This window comes from Oceanobacillus sp. Castelsardo (assembly GCF_001659985.1).
Lineage (GTDB): Bacteria > Bacillota > Bacilli > Bacillales > Amphibacillaceae > Oceanobacillus.
Genome location: NZ_LYCS01000001.1, coordinates 763,492 through 780,144 on the forward strand (window position 1 = coordinate 763,492; position 16,653 = coordinate 780,144).

Annotated in this window: 20 protein-coding genes and 1 pseudogene; 8 read left to right on the plus strand and 13 right to left on the minus strand. The window is 34.1% G+C overall.

Features of this window, described 5'->3' with window-relative positions:
- Positions 1-79: 79 nt before the first annotated feature.
- The 3 genes from A9178_RS03870 to A9178_RS03880 all read left to right on the plus strand — a co-directional run bounded on the left by A9178_RS03870 (position 80) and on the right by A9178_RS03880 (position 3,941).
- Complete coding sequence (locus A9178_RS03870; protein WP_068672582.1) at positions 80-1,066, plus strand: glycosyltransferase family protein; 987 nt, start codon at positions 80-82, stop codon at positions 1,064-1,066.
- A 305-nt stretch (positions 1,067-1,371) separates the two neighbouring features.
- On the plus strand, positions 1,372-2,652 hold the full coding sequence (locus tag A9178_RS03875) for a D-glucuronyl C5-epimerase family protein (protein ID WP_068672583.1): 1,281 nt from the start codon (positions 1,372-1,374) through the stop codon (positions 2,650-2,652).
- A gap of 35 nt (positions 2,653-2,687) precedes the next feature.
- Complete coding sequence (locus tag A9178_RS03880; protein WP_068672584.1) at positions 2,688-3,941, plus strand: glycosyltransferase; 1,254 nt, start codon at positions 2,688-2,690, stop codon at positions 3,939-3,941.
- A 21-nt stretch (positions 3,942-3,962) separates the two neighbouring features.
- On the opposite strand, the gene wecB is transcribed toward A9178_RS03880, so the two are convergent.
- Genes wecB through A9178_RS03895 form a run of 3 tightly spaced genes read right to left on the minus strand, consistent with a single transcriptional unit; the run spans position 3,963 to position 6,672 of the window.
- A complete protein-coding gene (gene wecB, locus A9178_RS03885) occupies positions 3,963-5,033 on the minus strand; it encodes a non-hydrolyzing UDP-N-acetylglucosamine 2-epimerase (RefSeq protein ID WP_068672585.1) in 1,071 nt (356 codons plus the stop codon).
- A gap of 23 nt (positions 5,034-5,056) precedes the next feature.
- The gene (locus tag A9178_RS03890) at positions 5,057-5,737 is read right to left on the minus strand and encodes an acyltransferase (RefSeq protein WP_231889782.1); all 681 of its coding nucleotides are present in this window, start codon (positions 5,735-5,737) and stop codon (positions 5,057-5,059) included.
- Between the two features lie 11 nt (positions 5,738-5,748).
- Positions 5,749-6,672: a glycosyltransferase family protein gene (locus tag A9178_RS03895; RefSeq protein ID WP_068672587.1), complete on the minus strand. Its 924-nt coding sequence runs from the start codon at positions 6,670-6,672 to the stop codon at positions 5,749-5,751.
- A 125-nt stretch (positions 6,673-6,797) separates the two neighbouring features.
- Here A9178_RS03895 and A9178_RS03900 point away from each other — a divergent pair, with 125 nt between their 5' ends.
- Complete coding sequence (locus A9178_RS03900; RefSeq protein ID WP_068672588.1) at positions 6,798-7,745, plus strand: Gfo/Idh/MocA family protein; 948 nt, start codon at positions 6,798-6,800, stop codon at positions 7,743-7,745.
- Between the two features lie 201 nt (positions 7,746-7,946).
- Here the strand turns inward: A9178_RS03900 and A9178_RS03905 are convergent, their stop codons facing one another.
- Complete coding sequence (locus A9178_RS03905) at positions 7,947-8,306, minus strand: DUF1360 domain-containing protein (RefSeq protein ID WP_068672589.1); 360 nt, start codon at positions 8,304-8,306, stop codon at positions 7,947-7,949.
- A gap of 318 nt (positions 8,307-8,624) precedes the next feature.
- Here A9178_RS03905 and A9178_RS18550 point away from each other — a divergent pair, with 318 nt between their 5' ends.
- Both A9178_RS18550 and A9178_RS19625 read left to right on the plus strand, forming a co-directional pair.
- Positions 8,625-8,723, plus strand: coding sequence for a YjcZ family sporulation protein (locus tag A9178_RS18550; RefSeq protein ID WP_082918079.1), 99 nt, complete (start codon positions 8,625-8,627; stop codon positions 8,721-8,723).
- Positions 8,724-8,834: 111 nt separating this feature from the next.
- A pseudogene (locus A9178_RS19625) lies at positions 8,835-8,918 on the plus strand (YjcZ family sporulation protein); the annotation flags it as partial.
- A gap of 106 nt (positions 8,919-9,024) precedes the next feature.
- On the opposite strand, the gene cyoE reads toward A9178_RS19625, so the two are convergent.
- Entirely contained in the window at positions 9,025-9,918 is an 894-nt protein-coding gene (gene cyoE / locus A9178_RS03910) for a heme o synthase (RefSeq protein ID WP_068672590.1), read from the minus strand.
- 111 nt (positions 9,919-10,029) lie between these two features.
- On the opposite strand from cyoE, the gene moaC reads away from it, so the two are divergent.
- Positions 10,030-10,521 carry a cyclic pyranopterin monophosphate synthase MoaC gene (moaC, locus tag A9178_RS03915; RefSeq protein WP_068672591.1) on the plus strand — a complete coding sequence of 164 codons (492 nt, stop codon included), beginning with the start codon at positions 10,030-10,032 and terminating at the stop codon, positions 10,519-10,521.
- A 27-nt stretch (positions 10,522-10,548) separates the two neighbouring features.
- Here the strand turns inward: moaC and modB are convergent, their stop codons facing one another.
- Genes modB through mobA form a run of 4 tightly spaced genes read right to left on the minus strand, consistent with a single transcriptional unit; the run spans position 10,549 to position 13,166 of the window.
- Complete coding sequence (gene modB / locus A9178_RS03920) at positions 10,549-11,208, minus strand: molybdate ABC transporter permease subunit (protein ID WP_068672592.1); 660 nt, start codon at positions 11,206-11,208, stop codon at positions 10,549-10,551.
- A 10-nt stretch (positions 11,209-11,218) separates the two neighbouring features.
- Positions 11,219-12,022 carry a molybdate ABC transporter substrate-binding protein gene (gene modA / locus A9178_RS03925; RefSeq protein ID WP_068672593.1) on the minus strand — a complete coding sequence of 268 codons (804 nt, stop codon included), beginning with the start codon at positions 12,020-12,022 and terminating at the stop codon, positions 11,219-11,221.
- An 11-nt stretch (positions 12,023-12,033) separates the two neighbouring features.
- Positions 12,034-12,549, minus strand: coding sequence for a MogA/MoaB family molybdenum cofactor biosynthesis protein (locus A9178_RS03930; RefSeq protein ID WP_068672594.1), 516 nt, complete (start codon positions 12,547-12,549; stop codon positions 12,034-12,036).
- A gap of 2 nt (positions 12,550-12,551) precedes the next feature.
- On the minus strand, positions 12,552-13,166 hold the full coding sequence (gene mobA / locus A9178_RS03935; protein WP_197482145.1) for a molybdenum cofactor guanylyltransferase: 615 nt from the start codon (positions 13,164-13,166) through the stop codon (positions 12,552-12,554).
- 272 nt (positions 13,167-13,438) lie between these two features.
- Here mobA and A9178_RS03940 point away from each other — a divergent pair, with 272 nt between their 5' ends.
- Positions 13,439-14,065 carry a Crp/Fnr family transcriptional regulator gene (locus A9178_RS03940; protein WP_369801944.1) on the plus strand — a complete coding sequence of 209 codons (627 nt, stop codon included), beginning with the start codon at positions 13,439-13,441 and terminating at the stop codon, positions 14,063-14,065.
- A gap of 35 nt (positions 14,066-14,100) precedes the next feature.
- On the opposite strand, the gene mobB is transcribed toward A9178_RS03940, so the two are convergent.
- The 4 genes from mobB to A9178_RS03960 are packed head-to-tail and all read right to left on the minus strand — an operon-like array spanning position 14,101 to position 16,652.
- Complete coding sequence (gene mobB / locus A9178_RS03945) at positions 14,101-14,592, minus strand: molybdopterin-guanine dinucleotide biosynthesis protein B (protein WP_068672597.1); 492 nt, start codon at positions 14,590-14,592, stop codon at positions 14,101-14,103.
- Entirely contained in the window at positions 14,593-14,826 is a 234-nt protein-coding gene (moaD, locus tag A9178_RS03950) for a molybdopterin converting factor subunit 1 (RefSeq protein ID WP_068672598.1), read from the minus strand. It abuts the gene before it with no gap.
- Positions 14,827-14,884: 58 nt separating this feature from the next.
- A complete protein-coding gene (locus A9178_RS03955) occupies positions 14,885-15,346 on the minus strand; it encodes a molybdenum cofactor biosynthesis protein MoaE (protein WP_068672599.1) in 462 nt (153 codons plus the stop codon).
- Positions 15,327-16,652, minus strand: a complete 1,326-nt coding sequence (locus A9178_RS03960) for a molybdopterin molybdotransferase MoeA (RefSeq protein ID WP_068672600.1) — start codon at positions 16,650-16,652, stop codon at positions 15,327-15,329. Before A9178_RS03960 ends, A9178_RS03955 begins: the two co-directional genes overlap by 20 nt.
- Between the last annotated feature and the right edge of the window lies 1 nt (position 16,653).

Below are 16,653 nucleotides of genomic sequence, written 5' to 3' on the forward strand. Positions count from 1 at the left end.
ACAAATATAATTAGGTGTGTCAGACTATCTATATATTTTTGTTCTCTATGAACATGCTTTAGTAAAGGTGGTTTTACATTTGGAAAAAAGATTAAAAATATTAGTTTTGATAAAACAATTTGGGATATATGTAAAGCATCAACCGAAAATGGAAATGATCAAAGAAATAGAAAAATATGCGGATATTTATTACTGGCATAAAGATGGACATATCAAGGATATAATAAGACAAATAGGAATAACACCGGATTTTATTTTTCATTATGATATCGCGTGGAATTATGGTCTAGCACCAAATGTTCAAGGCCTTAATGAAGTAGATATTAAAAAGGGCTGTTTCGTCATAGATTTACATTGGAAACCGGAAGAAAGAATTAGATACTTTGAAAATGTAGGTATAGATATTATTTTTTCCCCTACAAAACATCCATTTTATAAGGTTTTCCCTCAATACAAAGATAAACACAGTTGGCTTCCCTGGTCCATTAACCCAGCAATCATGAAAGATTGGAAATTGAAAAAAAGTATCGATTACTTGCTAATGGGATTGGTTTATACAGAACCTAATAAGAAGAACTTGTTTTCTCTTCCCAAACAAATTCCCCCGAAAGGAAGATATGAATTTCGAGATAAAGTATTAGAAAAAATGATCAACGAGCCAGGATTTGTTTTTCATCCACATCCCGGGCATCGCGTGAGGCAATCAGATTCCTTATTAGTTAATGAAAAATATGCAAAAGAATTAAATCGTTCTAAAATATTCTTTACTTGTGGTAGTCGAAGTGATATCGGCGGTGTTGCTGTTCTTAAATTTTTCGAAGCACCTGCATGTAAAACTTTGTTGCTTGCTGAACCAAATGAAGACATAAAGGATTTAGGATTTATTGATGGTAAAAATTATGTTGCGGCTAACGTTGAAAATGTAGTTGAAAAGTCTAAATATTATTTAGATCATGAGGAATTAAGAACAAAAATTACAGAAAATGGATATAAGCTAATTCATAATCATCATACCAATAAACATCGAGCAATAGAATTTATTTCTGAAGTTAAAAAGCTTTTTTAATTTATAAAAAGTTTAAATTTCGGCCACAGCCCTATATTCCATGGGCTGTGGCCATTAACATCTTGAGAATATACCCCTTAAGCTGAAAACAGATTTTTTTAGTCTACTAACTTTTAGGGGATCATATGAGATTTATTTTCAAGCTATTCTTATTGCCTATTACTGTATTCTCTTGAAAGGATTATATTTAAGCCTCCATTACTCGCCTAATCTCTAGTTATTACCAGTAATATGCCCTCACCTTACGATTATTTTTGAATAAGATGCAGAAGCAGAAAATACTTTTAGGAGGATCAAAAAGCCAAATGATAATGCCCAACTTTACTAAGCGTTTAGAAACTATTAGCAATTATCGGTATAAAATAAAATTCATGGACGATGGATATCCCGGAAAGGACTTAGGGGATGTAGTCACTTGTCATCCAATTTATGGAGTGTACGTAATAAGGGACTATCTGTATCAATTCAAAAAAACAAAAGATACCAAATATCAAATAGCAGCGATGAGGGTTGCAAATGCAGCCATTCATAGAATGGAAAATTTCAAAAATACAAAGGTATTTTGGTATAAATCGGACTCCTTTATTAACCCTAAGAATAAAGACTATTATTCTGGTTTAACTCAATCCTATTATGCAGAAGTCTTTGCACAGCTTTATGCATCAACAAAAAAAGAAAAATACAAAGAGGCAGCCAAACAGGTTTTCAGTAGCTTAAAAATTCCGGTTAATAAAGGCGGTGTCTGTCATCATTCCGTTAAGGGGCCAAGCATACAAGAATATCCTATGGAGCCAAATGGTTATATCCTTAATGGATGGTTATCGGCGATTTCTTCCATTAAAAAATACGCTGATATCACAGAAGACAAGGATGCAACTAAATTTTGGAATGAAAATCTAAATACACTCTCTAACTTACTTCCTTTATATGATGCACCAGAGTTTGCAAATTCCAGATATACACTGAACGGAAGTACAACTATTAAAATTCAGTCAACCGCTGATAATCTGGAGTTACAAGAAATACATTTGAACGTTCCTGGTGAGGGGACATTTGAATTATTGGTTGATTCAAAAAAAGATGATGAACATTATATTGATGCTAATTCGGTAATTAAAAGGAAACAAAAAGTTTTCACCAAAAATCAATCTGCATTATTCAATGTATCATTAAGCAGATTTTCATATCCTGAAACAAACGAAATTATGATTAATTTCATTAGTAAAAATACAGGATTCTTAAATCTCTCTATGATTAAACCAACGTACTCTCCTAAATCGATGAAACCGGGAAAAAGTTTTGTGTTACTAGATAAAATTCCAATTCAAATAGGAGAAAATTTCATCAAGGTCAAACTGCCATGGCAACATTTAGATGCTCTTGGGACACCGACTACATTTAAACAACTTGGAAGCAAATGGCATAATGTTTATCATTTCATCCACATTAACAGACTTGAAGAATTTTATAATATAACAAAAGATAAGCGACTACTAAAATATTTGAATAAGTGGAAGACATATGTAGATTCATGGAGTAATAATCCTTTATATAACGGATTAGAAACAGTTCCATTTAAGAAGTAACTTGCTTTAACAGTATTAAATGAAGGAGGATAAAAATGAAAAAGAAAATATGTATGTTAGTACACACTCATTCTTTTTTAGATTCTAGAATATTTAAAAAGGAAGCGAAAACGTTACAGAAAAATGGTTATGATGTAACAATGATTGTACCGAGAGTAAAAGATAAATTATTTGATATTGACAAATCCCCTTTTAATGATCGTTTCTTACAATCTAGCTTTGTACATGAAGGCATAAAAATAGTTACCTATAAAATAGAATCTTTTAAACCCTCCCCGATAGAAATGCAGAATCATATCGATTACGGTAACCATATAAAATTTGATAACCCACTAACACAACTTGGATTGGAAGAAAAAGCAGATATTTATCATGCTCATGAATTAGGTTCCTTATATGCAGGTATTGGCATCAAGAGAAAGATGAAACATTTACACAACAAAGACGTAAAATTAATTTATGATAGTCACGACTTAATCCCAGATCCACTAGATAATAAAACCAAAACCATTTCAAAAAAAAATAAAACAGCAATGTTAAAGTTATTAAATACAATGATTAAAGAAATTGATCAACTTATAACTGTATCTCACTCTATAAAATCCTGGTATCTTTCAAAAAACCCCTTACTTCCGGTTGAAATTATTTACAATTCTCCTCCCCTAGACCAAACCTATAAACCTAAGGACTATAAAGGAAATAAACTAACCGTATGTTATGAAGGTCATATAGCCGATAACAAAAAAGGAAGCAGAGATAAAATATTTAAAATCACTAATATTTGTTCAAAACAAACCGACTTTAACTTCAAAATTATTGGTGGTGTATTGCATGGACACTCCTTAACCGTTCCAGATAACATTAAGAAACATGTAGAGTTAACAGGCTGGGTTGATTATCATTCTATTTCAAAACATATGAAAGATGTTGATATCGGTTGGATTGATTTTGATGATTTATCCCAATCACTTAATCGCTCTTATGCATTACCTAATAAATTTTTTAGTTATTTAAACAGTGGGATCCCTGTAGTTGTTAATAAATGTCATGAAATGGAAGAATTTATACGAACACATAAATGTGGGCTTGTTATCAATAAACCGAAAGCAACAGCACAAGACTATGCAAGGGCATTTCTGTATTTAAATAAAAATAGGGAAAAACTAATACAAATGAGTGTAAACGCAAGAAAAGTAATGGATAGATTATATAGCTGGGAACATATGGAGAGGCGGTTATTAAATGTTTATGAATCGTTAATAAATGGTAATAGCCCGTTTATTTTATAAGTAATATTAGTGGGAGACTTTTTACCTCCCACTAATTATCTTATAAATTTTTCCCGATGTTTTTCCATCTCCAAATAACATTGGATAGGAATTTGGCTCCTTTTTATCAGATATCTCTTTTAAAATTTTCTGTTGATCAGCACCAACAATACTATTCCATTTAGCTTCAACTGTTTCAATCCATTCCGTTTCATCCCTTAATGTGATACAAGGCACCCGAAGCATATACGCTTCTTTTTGCACTCCACCAGAATCAGTTAAAATTATCTTTGCTTCACTTTCTAACGTAAGCATATCAAAATAATCCAAAGGCGTAATAGTATGAATATGAGCGGCTGAAATAATGGATCCCAAACCCCAATGCTCTATTTTTTTCTTTGTTCTTGGGTGCAATGGAAGTACTACCGGCCTATCCAATTGGGAAAGTACCGTTAGCAATGTTTTAAGTCTATCCATTCTATCGGTATTCTCAGCTCGATGAATTGTAACCAGGTAATAATCCTTTTTAACAAGATTCAATCTTGTTAAGATGGTAGAATGTTTTATAGCTTCATACTTATAATGAAGAACCGCATCATACATAATATCTCCCGTTATAAAAACGTTCTCCTTTATCCCTTCCCTACGCAAATTATTAAGAGCACTCTTCGTTGGGCAAAATAACCAAGTAGAAAGATGATCCGTTAAAAGTCGGTTAATCTCCTCTGGCATTTTTTTATTAAAGCTACGTAATCCCGCTTCAACATGAGCAATTGGTATATGCAACTTCGAAGCCGCTAAGCTACCTGCAAGGGTAGAATTGGTATCCCCATAAACAAGAACCATGTCGGGTTTTTCTTTTAATAAAATGGATTCTATTTCCGATAACATCTTACCAGTTTGTTTCCCGTGAGTGCCAGACCCAATCCCTAAATGATAATCAGGTTTCGGTATTTTCAACTGTTCAAAAAAGACATCAGACATATCCGCATCATAATGTTGGCCGGTGTGAACTAATATTTCCTTTATATTTGAATCTTTCTCAAATTCCTTTGATAACATAGATGCTTTAATAAATTGTGGTCGCGCTCCAACTACGGTTAAAATTTTCACAATAATGACTCCCCTTCTAAGCTTTAGGAATTAATCTTTCGAGCAGGAACCCCAACAGCAGTAATATTTTCTTCTAAGTCTTTGGTAACGACGGAACCGGCACCTACTATTGTGTTTCTACCAATTTTGATTCCCGGGAGTAGTGAAGCATTATTTCCAATTTTTGCTCCCTTTTCGATATATGCCCCTTTTAAGGAGTATGGTTTAATCCCCATATATTTATCATTTGACATCGATACACAAGGTCCGATAAAAACATCATCCTCAAGTGTCGTATCTCCAGTAACATATGCAAGTGTTTGAATGGTACAGTTCTTCCCTATTTTTGAGTTCAATTCAACGATTGCCGCTCTTCCAACAACGGTTGCTTCTCCTATTGAAACATTCTCTCTAATACTTGCATGATCACCAATAAATACGTCGTTATCAATTTGAGTACTTGAATAAATGGAAACCAAATTTCCAATTCTTGTTCCTGATTCAATGATTAATTGAATATTTCTGTGAGAGACTTTTCTCATTCTTTTATTGACAGCTGGACTTATACCTAAGACACAGTTGTTTCCAATAACAACATCATCACCAATTATAGTACCTTGTAAAATAGTGGTATGATGACCGATAACGACATTTTCCCCAATTGTCACACCTTCTTCAATAACAACATGATTTTCTAATTTTACACTTTCCGGAATGCTGGACAATAAAATCCCCCCTATTTATGAACAATACTTTCCATTTTTTTAATTAGTTCACAGGCTCTAATTTTAGCGGAATGATTTTCGTGTATAAAAAGATAGCCTTGTTCAGCAATCTGTTCACGTTTAGTTTCATTCTCTAAATAGTATGCAGCCTTCTCTTTAAAGTTGTTTTCATCGATTGAAACGAAATGGAAACCTGGGACAAACCCAAGATCCTCTAACTCCTTGAACGTAGGCGCTAATAGTAACGAATTACATGCTAAAGCTTCAAAGTATTTTCTAATAGGATAGTAATGTATGGAAGGGCAAGTAAAAAAAATCTTGGCCCGATTTATCTCTTTAGCGTAACGTGGACCAATAAAAAGCTGATTTTCTTCTTGTTCATTGAATGACTTATATCCCGGATGCTTATGATAAACAAATCTAGAATCTAGTTTATATGTGTTAAATATTTTTTGTCTTAATGGATAAATATCATTTACAGCTCCCATCATTAGTAAATGAATATCCTTTTGTTCATGATAATCCTTATAAATTTCCGAATTAACAAAATGCGGAAACCACTCCATTTTATGTTGAAATTCCGGGTAAATTTCGATGCATTTATCTCGGGCTACCGTAAACAGATGGGATATTTTATTTTTGGAAATAAAATTCCTCCGATAACTAGTAAAACGGTGAGCATCATTAATAAATAAACCTACCGGAATGTCAATATTAGCTAATCCTTTAATCATAGGGGAGATTTTTTTTCCTATGTCATTTAATAATAAAATGAAGTCTGGTCGTATGGATAATTTTTTCAGAATAGAACTGATATGTCCGTTTTCTCTCCAAAATGTGACGTGTGCTAATTTAGCAAGTTCCTGCTCAAGATAATAAAAATTTTTATTCAATAGTTGGGATGTATCTTCAGTAATAAATAATATATGAATCATACAATCACCTTCTCACTGATTTATAGTTAAAGAGCCAAATTTAAATGCATCCATTATCAACGTCCATATCGATTATGGAATAAAACATAATATACATTAGGAGTTCAATTATGAGGAGGTTAAGCATGAGAGTCGGAGTAATTGGTATCGGGAAAATGGGTGAGAATCATGTTCGAACTTATTTATCCCTCAAAAATCATTGCGAACTCGTGGGCATATACGATACTGATGAAGAGAAAATAAATGAGATTGCTAATAATTATCAAGTCAAACCTTTTCATTCTTTAAATAACCTTCTCCGCGCAGTTGATGCTGTTAGTATTGCTGTACCGACAGAATTTCATTATGATGTCGGCTTATCTTGTATAAAGCATAACGTACACATCTTAATGGAAAAACCTATTACTAGTACTGTGGACGAAGCAAAGGAATTGATTAATCAGGCAAAAAAGGCTGGCATTAAACTTCAAGTAGGACATATTGAATTGTTTAACCCATTGATACAATTTCTCAAAAGGGAATTGCAAAATGAAAAAATTATTGAGATTATGCATGATAGAATGAGTCCGCATGATGATAGATTGAAAGATATTGATGTGGTTAAGGATTTAATGATTCATGATTTATATATATTAGATGAACTCCTTAAAGATCGGTATGGTGAACTGTATACCGTTGGAAAAGTAATAAATGGCATTCCTGAACACGCGGTTACTATAACTCAATCCTTATCAGGAGTAACAGCTCACTTAACTGCAAGTTTTAAATCCAGAAAAAAAGTTAGAGCGATTAAAGTTCTCACTGAAAATGCCCTTTTTGAGACTGATATTTTAAATAATGTTATGAAAATCTCTCGCTCCATTAAGGAGGATACTAGTAACATTTCAGTACCAATCACGGAAACTATTCAATTTGACCACTCCATACAACCATTAAGTGTACAGTTGCTGGATTTCATTAATTGTATTAATAATGATGAAAAACCTAAAGTGCCCGGAGAAGATGGAATGAAAATATTAATTTTGACTAATAAAATAAGTGAATCTATTATCGATTCAAATAAAAACAAGTAATAATAGACGGGTATTCCCAGTTACTATGGGAATACCTTATTTTTATATTAAACAAATATTGTATGCTACGTTAAAACACTACTTTCTTTTTTTCCTTCTTCTTCCACATCCACAACCAGATTTTTTCTTTCTCCCTGAATACCTTATTTCTTTTGGTGCATTTTTCGCTTGGGGTTTCTCTTTCATTTCTTTACCTCCCTGCTAATTCTCATCTGTGAGTCTATTTACAATTGATTCTAAAAAACCTGCTGCACCAGCAATTGCAAGAACTATAATGACAAATTCCATGATTGTTGGCCAAACATAATAAAGTCCAAATAGAAATACCGCACACCACGTCCCCGTGCACCAGTAGCAGCTAAGTAATTCACCAAACCACCGTTTAATCCCTGTTTCTTTAATTTCAATATAAGTTACAACTCTTCCATCTGCTTCGGTTTCCTCTACTTCATCAAGAAAAGGATTCCTAATAAAAGTAGTTATTTTATCAAAGACAATAAGTCGGGTTAAACGAAATGTTGCCAATACAAATAAGACAAATTCAAATCCTGATGTAATCATTTTATCAGCCTCTTTAGGTACTTTTCATAAGGAACATATACTTCATTGTATGTGTGACCTAATCCATTTGTTTGTGTCAAACACCTAATTTTGAGGTGATACATAAATACGCTTAATTGTATAAAGAAGACTTAGTTCAGGTGGAGTTTTAACTCCACTTGAAACTTAGTCGCCTTTATTTCGAAGCTTGGCGTAGATAAATAGTTCGTTAAAACTGTTACACGCGCCCAAATTACTTCAATCTAGACGGACACCTATATCATACAAACGCCCGATACATATAGTAATATTGTAAATCACTTTGGAGGTGATGTTTAAATGAGTAAATTTGAAGGTAGCTATGGTGGAGGCTTTGCCTTACTTGTAGTATTGTTCATTCTATTAATCATTGTGGGCTCAGCTTACGTTGCCTACTAAAGTAAATGATGGATGGTTTCTTAAATATTTAAAAGGAGGAATTCAATAATGAGCTTCGGATGTGGATGTCAAGGATTCGGTGGTTACGGCTACGGCGGTTATGGCTATGGCGGAGGATATGGACGTGGAAACGGATTTGCGTTAATCGTTGTATTATTTATCCTTCTAATAATCGTTGGTGCAGCTTGGATGTAAAGTTAATCATCTAATATGTATTGCTTTAAAAAGGGAAACCATTTATAACTGGTTTCCCCTTTTAAACTAACAAACGCTAGAATCTTATCGCGTAGGTCAAATCTTATTAATAATGGAAAATAGGTAAAGTAACGAACATCAGTAATAAGAAAATAATCACTAAGTAATTTACCGAATATAAGAAATTCCATTGTGCCCATTTTAAATCATCTTTCACACGAAATCCCAATAATGCTAAAATGATCCATCCAACATTTAGTACTGTTGCAATGATAATGAAGATGGTTCCTAATTGTGCCAAAAGAAATGGTAGCGGTAATAAACAAGTAATATATATCATCATTTGTCTTTTCGTTACTTCAAACCCATGAACTACAGGGAGCATCGGTACTCCAGCCGCATGATATTCATCGTACCTTTTCATTGCTATCGAAAACGTATGTGGTACTTGCCATATAAACAAAAGTAAAAATATAGTCATTGGTATGATATGCACAGCTGAGTCGATAGTTGCCCAACCGATAAGAGGAGTTACCGCTCCTGAAATGCTACCAATAATGGTGTTTAATGTAAACTTCCTCTTCGACCACATCGTATATAAAACAACATAAGTAAACCAGCCAATAAAGGCATATACCGTTGTCTCCCAATTAACTGCAATAAGCAAAATAAATCCCAATACGGTCGTCATAATACCTAGAATTAAAACCGATTTTTTCTTGAAATTCCCTGTTACAGTGGGCCGTGCTTTTGTCCTATCCATCACGCAATCAATATCAATATCATACCAGTTATTTATGATTAATGCTCCGGCCATAACGAATGTGGATCCAAATAGAACGAATAGAAATAGTAACCAAGAATCAATAAATTTAGAATCTGTAATATATAATGCCAATACATAACCTGCAATAACTGGTAGAATATTAGCAACTAATACATTAAATTTAATAAGTAATTTAAGATCATCTAAAAAAACCATCTTTTTATTTAAACTCATGATGCATCACCCTTTACAATCATTCCCAGATTCCCTTCTCTACCTATTTGAATTTTACCATTTCCTAAGCTAAACTTATATAATAATCATAAAAAAAGATAGGTGACAAAGTTGGCAGAATTCACACATTTTAATGAACATGGACGAGCTAAAATGGTTGATATTTCGGATAAGAAAGAAACTGCACGAACAGCAATAGCAAGATCTAGTGTCCAAATGAAGAGAATTGTTTATGAAAATATTACAGAACAGAAAAATAAAAAAGGAGATGTATTGTCTGTCGCTCAAGTAGCAGGCATAATGGCCGCAAAACAAACATCTTCTTTAATACCAATGTGCCACCCTATTCCAATAAGCGGCGTGGATTTATCATTTGAATGGGCCAACACCGAAAATGAAACATACGAACTCATCATTAACGCCGAAGTAAAGACGGTAGGTAGTACAGGCGTAGAAATGGAGGCATTAACAGCAGCTTCTGTTACGGCATTAACTGTATATGACATGTGTAAAGCTGTTGACAAAGGGATGGTTATTGGACAAACCTACCTTCTTGAAAAAAGTGGTGGAAAAAATGGAGATTTTAAAAGAGAAAATAATTAAAACCGGAGTAACTTATTCCGGTTTTAATTATTGATTTGGTTTCATTCGATTAATAATAAAGAGCAATACAAATGAAAAGCTTATACTAACAAGAACATAATACCAGGCGATGCTTGTAGCTCCGGTTTCTATTGCAAGGTATATTGCCGTTGGGACTGTTTGGGTTTTTCCTGGTATATTCCCTGCAAACATTAATGTCGCACCAAATTCACCGAACCCTCTTGTAAATCCAAGTACTAACCCGGTGACAAGGGAGCGAGATGACAAAGGCAAAATAATTCTAATCAATGTAGACCAATCATTTGCGCCATCCACCTTAGCTGCTCCAATAATATTAGGGTCCACTGATAAAAAACCTGTCTTAATGGATTGATATATTAAAGGAAAAGCTACTACTAAAGCAGCAATAATAGCTGCTGTTGAAGTAAACAACAAACTGCCACCAGTTAGAGTTTCAATCACTTGTCCTACCCAACTATTCCTACCGAAAACAATAATAAGAAAGAAACCAATGACTGTTGGAGGCAACACCAAAGGTAAGAAAAATATGGTTTCTACAATTGCTTTCCCTTTTCTATCTTTCCGTACCATCCAAAAAGCTAATACAACAGCTAATAGAAATGCAAGTATTGTCGCTGTGGTTGCTACATAAAATGATAATTGAACGGGATGCCAAGACCATTGCATTTCCTATCACCTACTCCACAAGAGGTTGATCAAGCACTATAATTTGAAATCCATACTGTTCAAAGACCTTTTTAGCCGATTCACTCGATATAAATTGATAATATGTCTCTTTTGCTTTTAATATAGTTTCACTTTCTTCCCCATTATCAATGATTGCAGCAAAATATTTTATTGGGGAGTGAAGATTTTTATCAAATTCATGTAAAATAGTAACATCATCTTCATTTTTTACATCACTTGAATAAACAATTCCTACATCTACCGCACCTTCACGCACTAATGAAAGAACTTGAGACACATCTTTTGTTGGAGCAAGACGATCCTGTTCTTCTAATAGGTCCCATGCTCCTAATTTTGTTAAAGTTTCTTGCGCGTATGTACCTGCTGGAACCGCTTCTGGCGTTCCAATTGCAATGATTCCCTCACCAGCTAAGAAAGAATCAAAAGATGAATCCTCTCCACCATTTCCCGAAATAAGTACAAGATTATTAGTCAGAATCTCTTTCCCTTCCACCACTCTTTGTCTATCTACTAATTTTTCATAATCAATACTGGATGCTGATAAAAACAAATCAATCGGAGCGCCTTGTTCAATTTGTTTTCGTAAGGATCCGGAACCACCAAAATTGTAAGAAATTTGAATTTCTGGGTGCTCCTTTTCAAAAGTATCTTGTAACTCGAGTAGAGCTTCAGTTAAACTAGCTGCAGCAGAAATGGTTAACTCCGTTTTCTCGGTTATACCTTGTTTTTCAGAAGAACATCCTGAGAGGACAACCATTATTAAAATGAATATGAGTGTATAATATTTTTTCATCTTAAGACTCCCTAACCATCTATATCTTTATGAATCTCTTTAACGATATGCCCTATCTCAGGTAGGATGATTTTTTCCATTGCTAGTGTCACTGCGCCAGTCGATCCCGGAATCGAAAATATAACACAATGATTCGCAACACCACAAGTTGCTCTAGATAAAATACTTGCTGTACCAATATCACATTGAAAACTTAAATGGCGAAATAATTCACCAAAACCTGGAAGTTGTTTGTCAAATAGTGGCTCAATCGATTCAATGGTTACATCACGATAAGAGATGCCAGTCCCTCCGTTTACAATAACAGCATCTATTTTTTCACTATAAATCGCTTTTTCTACTGCAAATCGTATTTGATCACTCTCATCAGGTACTATTTTATAAAGATTTACTTGATGATCATATTTCTGTAAAAATTCCATTATCTTTTTGCCGCTTTTATCCGTAGATTTTGTTCTTGTGTCACTAACCGTAATTACAGCACACGAAATTTGTTGTGCTGCGTGTTTCCGATGATCTACTAGCATCTCTAACACTTCCCATCCTCATTTTTTTCTTCATTTTCAATCCATTTTTCATAATCGGAACGTCTATTTATGTTATAAAAAGCCTTCTCTTCCTCCATCGGAACATACTTTACCTTACACTTTTTTAATAGCTCTTGAACAGATAATGCATTACTCTCCAGCAGAAGTTGAATAAGTCCTTTCACACGATGGTGATATATGGAGAGAAGTGGTTGAATTTTACCCGAAACTACTGGGATAATGGCGTCAATGTTTTCATCTTTATGTAAAAGTAACGAACGGAATATGTTTTCATTAACAAAAGGAACATCAATGGGAGATACCATATACCAATCTCCTGCTATATACTCCATTCCACTATAAATACCTGCTAATGGTCCTAATCCTTCATATTCCTTCTTATCTGTTATTATAGCAAAATTCACTTCTTGCTCATAAAGAAACTTACTTTTTAAGGTAGAATTTGAAACCATTATAAAAGAATCCACCACATTTCTCATAGCATCAATAGAATATTGGTAGAAATATTTTCCGTCCTTCCTTGCAAAAGCTTTCGGAGAACCAAATCTACTCGATTTTCCTCCTGAAAGTATAATACCTATTATTTTATCCCCCAAAACTAACACCTCTTTCACCTGATATTTCATATTCCTTCTGACTTGTACAAAATTCACAAATTCGTAACCGAAAAATCCAAAAACATTTTTATACAATGATACAATAGAGATAGAAATTTATTAGTTGTGCTTATGCAGATAAAAGATATTATCTGCAAACAAAGGAGATGAAAGATTTGCAAACAAGTGTGTTATTAGATGCGAAAACGGAAGAAGATTTAATTTCTCCAAGTCTCCGAGAACTGTTAAAATCTATCAGTACTTTAAAAGTAATGAACGAGGAAAGCTACCTTTTCCATGAGGGTGTAGAAGCTGAAGAAATTTTTATCATTAAATCAGGACTCGTCCAAGTATCGAAGTTAACCGCTGACGGAAAAGAAATGATTTTACGAATTTGTAAACATAACGATATTATTGGTGAATTAACTTTGTTCAGTAGTGATCCCAAATATATACTAAGTGCAAAAGTTATTGATAGTGGTGAAGTTCTGGTCATCCAAAAGGATATGTTGGAAAAAGCACTTATGACTAATACGGAGTTGTCGTTTGAATATTTGAAATGGACTAGTAATCACATGAGAAAATATCAGTCCAAAATAAGGGACCTGTTACTAAACGGAAAGAAAGGTGCCTTATATTCCACCCTTATCCGTCTTTCCAATAGTTATGGTGTTAAAAAGGACGACGGCGTATTAATTGATCTAGTTTTAACTAATCAAGAATTAGCTAAATTTTGTGCCGCTACTCGTGAAAGTGTCAATAGAATGCTTGTCGAATTAAGAAAAATGGATGTTATATCGATGGATAAAAGTGGCAAGATAGTACTAAAAGATATCGATTATTTACGCGCAAAAATAGGTTGTGAAAATTGTCCAATCGAAATATGCAATATCAATTAGGAGACAGAGACAAAATAATTGTCTCTTTTTTATTTTTATAACTTCATTTCGCTCCGTAACCATTGTAAAATATGTTCCATCTCTGTAATGTGAAATAAAGGAAAAGGGCGGGAATTCTGTGCTAAAGGAATTCTACTGATGATGGCTTTAATATTACTAACTTCTTCTACCAATGTAAGGTCTTCTTCTTTACTTATCAGTACTACTTTTGGATAACTTACCCTTTTAAATCCTTCAATTAATAATAAGTCTACCTGCATCATTTTATAAATTTCAATCATTTCACTCAGTTTCCAATTTTTCTTGGATAATTGAAATAAACCTTCTCCTTCTACACCTGCGATTATAGATCCTGCATTTCTATGTCTTTCACTGTCGGTACTATCTAACCCTTCAGGCACCCCTCCATGCCCATGATGTTTCAACGATGCGGTACGAATACCTAACGAAGTAAAATACTCTATAAGGTTGCTTGTTAAAGTAGTTTTTCCGCTATTTTTGTACCCAACGATTTGTAAAATAAACATTTAACCACCACTGACTGGTGGAATAAACGCAACAGTATCTCCAGATTGAACGATATCACTTTCCAATGCATACTCTTCATTTATTGCCGTCATTACATCGTCTAATTGTAATAAACCATATTCATTTTTTAATTTCTCTTTTAAATCAATAATGGAAAGAGAATCCGCCTCAAGCTCCAGACGATCTTTCCCTACCTTTTCTTGTAAATCAGCAAATAATAAAATATTAATCATCATTACACATCCTTCATCACGTCTTAACTGCCTGAAAGAACTCTCCACTAAATGAGTTTCACTTTATATTTGGACTTCCACTTGGATAGGATACGGTTTCCAATTGATCTCCAATCCACGTTTCGCCATCTTCCCAATGTTCTTTCTTCCATATCGGTACTATTTGTTTAATTCGTTCAATGGCATATTCATTTGCTTCATATGCCGCTTTCCGATGTGGAGAAGAAACTGCAATTACTACTGCGATGTCTGAAATATCTAAATGCCCTATACGATGAGTAATCGCAATTCGTGTATTCGGCCATTTTTCTTCAATTTCATCACCTATTTTAGCAAGCATCTTTACAGCCATTGGTTTATATGCCTGATATTTTAAATATATCGTACGTTTACCCTTCGTCCATTCACGTACAGTACCCATAAAAGTAGTTATGGCTCCAGCTTCTCGTCTTTTTACCTTATCTATAATTGCCCCTACTTCAATAGGATCTTCAACGATTTCAAATAATGGATCCGTCATATTTTCTCTGACTCCTTCTTGTATTTACATCCATATTGACAAAGTTATCCATCGTAGTACCTTCTTGGTCTTCCAATAATATAACAGAAACTTCCATTCCTGCTTCGTACCCTCTTGTTCCTCCCGGTAGGACAATAAGAATATTTGCTTCCGCCAAAGAAGAAACAACATTTGACTTGTCTAATCCGACTGGCGTTGCAACTAAACGACCACCTTCATAAGTTAAATGTCCACGAACAAAACGATCGAAAGGATTAGGTTTTGGAAAATCAGACCCAAGAATCGCAACTTCTTTTTTCAAAAATGCATTTGTCTGATATAGATATGTTCGAATGACAGGGCGAGTATAAAGTTCAAATCCAACATAACAGGCAGAAGGATTTCCGGAAAGTCCATATAATAGCTTTCCTTCCATTTCAGCCACTGTGGTTACACTCCCCGGTCTCATCCCAATTTTATTAAACAAAACATTAGCATGAAGCTTCTTATAAATTTCTGGTAAATAATCATAATCACCAACAGATACTCCGCCGGTTGTTATTAGAATATCCACCTGACCGAGCGCATTTGCTACTTGATTAAGGCAAGTTTCAAACTCATCACTAAACTGACCAAAATAGATAGGTTCTCCGCCTGCACGAATGATTTGTGATTGAACCATAAAGGCATTACTATTTCTAATTTTCCCTGGTTGTAACGGCTCATCCACATCTAATAATTCACTTCCAGTAGCTATAATCCCAATTTTTGGCTTCTTACTTACTGGTACATTTTTATAACCAAATGTCGCAAGCAACGCAACGATACCAGGATTAATAAAGGTTCCCTTCTTAACAAGAGAAGTGCCTTTTTTCGTATCTTCCCCAGTAAAAGAAATATTGTCAGCCGATTTCACTTTTCTTTTCAACTGAATAAAGGACTTATGATCGTTCTCAAACTCTTTCACTACTTCAAACATAACGACAGCATCACAACCATCTGGAATTTGTGCACCGGTCATAATTCGAACAACTTGTCCTTCTGTTACGGTACCTTCATATACACTGCCCGCACCAATTTCTCCAACTACTTCTAACTCAATGGGATTGGTACTGGAAGCAGTCATTGTATCCACAGAGCGTACTGCAAATCCATCATATGGGGAACGATCAAATGGAGGTACATGATGATCTGCAATTAAATCTTCCCCTAAGATGCGGCCATAGCTTTCTTCTATCGGAACATGTTCCACTTTTCCATTTTTTGCAAAGTTCATTACACGTGAAATTGCTTCATTCACTTTTATTGGTTTTCTTCTTTCTACCATG